The 1,583-nt window shown below is 71.9% G+C and carries 1 protein-coding gene; it reads left to right on the top strand.

Annotation, left to right across the window (positions count from 1 at the left end; all coding sequences use genetic code 11):
• On the top strand, positions 1 to 1,583 hold a 1,583-nt coding region (locus GT045_RS15290), incomplete at both ends, for a polyketide synthase (protein ID WP_161334497.1).

Genomic DNA, 1,583 nt, shown 5'->3' with positions numbered 1-1,583 from the left:
ATCGCGATCGTCGGGATGAGCTGCCGCTTCCCCGGCGGTGTGGCGTCACCCGAAGAGCTGTGGAAGCTGCTCGCCGACGGCGGCGACGCCGTGGCCCAGTTCCCCGACGACCGGGGCTGGGACCTCGCCACCCTGTACGACCCGGACCCGGACCGCGCCGGCACCTCGTACGTGAAGGAAGGCGCCTTCCTGTCCGAAGCCGGCGACTTCGACCCGGCGTTCTTCGGCGTCTCGCCGCGTGAGGCGCTGGCGATGGACCCGCAGCAGCGGCTGCTCCTGGAGACCAGCTGGGAAGCGATGGAACGAGCCGGCATCGCACCCGCCTCGGTGCGCGGCAGCAAGGCCGGCGTCTTCATCGGCACCAACGGCCAGGACTACATCGAGGCCCTGCGCCAGGCCCCGAAGGGAGTCGAGGGCTACCTCGCCACCAGCAGCGCGGCCAGCGTGATGTCCGGCCGACTCTCGTACACCTTCGGCTTCGAAGGCCCCGCCGTGACGGTGGACACGGCCTGCTCGTCGTCGCTGGTGGCCCTGCACCTGGCCGTACAGTCCCTCCGGCAGGGCGAGTGCTCGGTGGCCCTCGCCGGCGGCGTGACCATCATGACGACACCCGGACTCTTCGTGGAGTTCAGCCGTCAGCGTGGCCTCGCCCCCGACGGCCGCTGCAAGGCGTTCGCCGCCGGTGCGGACGGCACCGGCTGGGGTGAGGGCGTGGGCATGCTGCTGCTGGAGCGGCTGTCCGACGCGCAGCGCAACGGTCACCCCGTGCTCGCCGTGGTTCGCGGCTCAGCCGTCAACCAGGACGGCACCAGCAGCGGTCTGACAGTGCCCAACGGCATCTCCCAGCAGCGCGTGATCCTCCAGGCACTGGCGAACGCCCGCCTGTCCTCGACCGAGGTCGACGCGGTCGAGGCGCACGGTACGGGTACGACCCTGGGTGACCCGATCGAGGCGACGGCGCTGCTCGCGACCTACGGCCAGGACCGGCCCCAGGACCGGCCGTTGCTGCTGGGCTCGGTGAAGTCGAACATCGGTCACACGCAGGCCGCGGCCGGTGTGGCGGGTGTGATGAAGATGGTGCTGGCGATGCGGCACGGTCTGCTGCCGCGCACCCTGCACGTGGACGAGCCGTCCCCGCACGTCGACTGGTCTGCGGGCGCCGTGGAACTGCTGACCGAGGCAACCCCCTGGCCGGACACCGAGGAACCGCGCCGGGCGGGTGTGTCGGCATTCGGGGTCAGCGGTACCAACGCGCACGTGATCCTCGAACAGGCTCCGGTATCCGTCCCGGAGGAGGAGCCGGTCGCGCTGGTTCAGCCGCCGGTGGTGCCGTGGGTGGTGTCGGCGAAGTCCGAGGCTGCGTTGCGGGGCCAGGCGGAGCGGCTGGCCGCGTCCGTGGGCGGGCTGTCGCCGGTGGACGTCGGGTTCTCGCTGGTGAGCGGCCGTTCGGTGTTCGAGCATCGGGCTGTGGTGCTGGGCGATCTGGCCGGTGGGCTGGAGGCGCTGGCCGAGGGCCGTGAGGTCGCGGGTGTGGTGCGGGGGAGCGCGGGTGGTGCGGACGGCCGTGCCGTGTTCGTGTTCCC

It is taken from the genome of Streptomyces sp. SID486, from assembly GCF_009865385.1.
Classification (GTDB): Bacteria; Actinomycetota; Actinomycetes; order Streptomycetales; family Streptomycetaceae; genus Streptomyces.
Note: the sequence above shows the minus strand (reverse complement) of the source record. Positions and strands in the feature narration are given on the sequence as shown.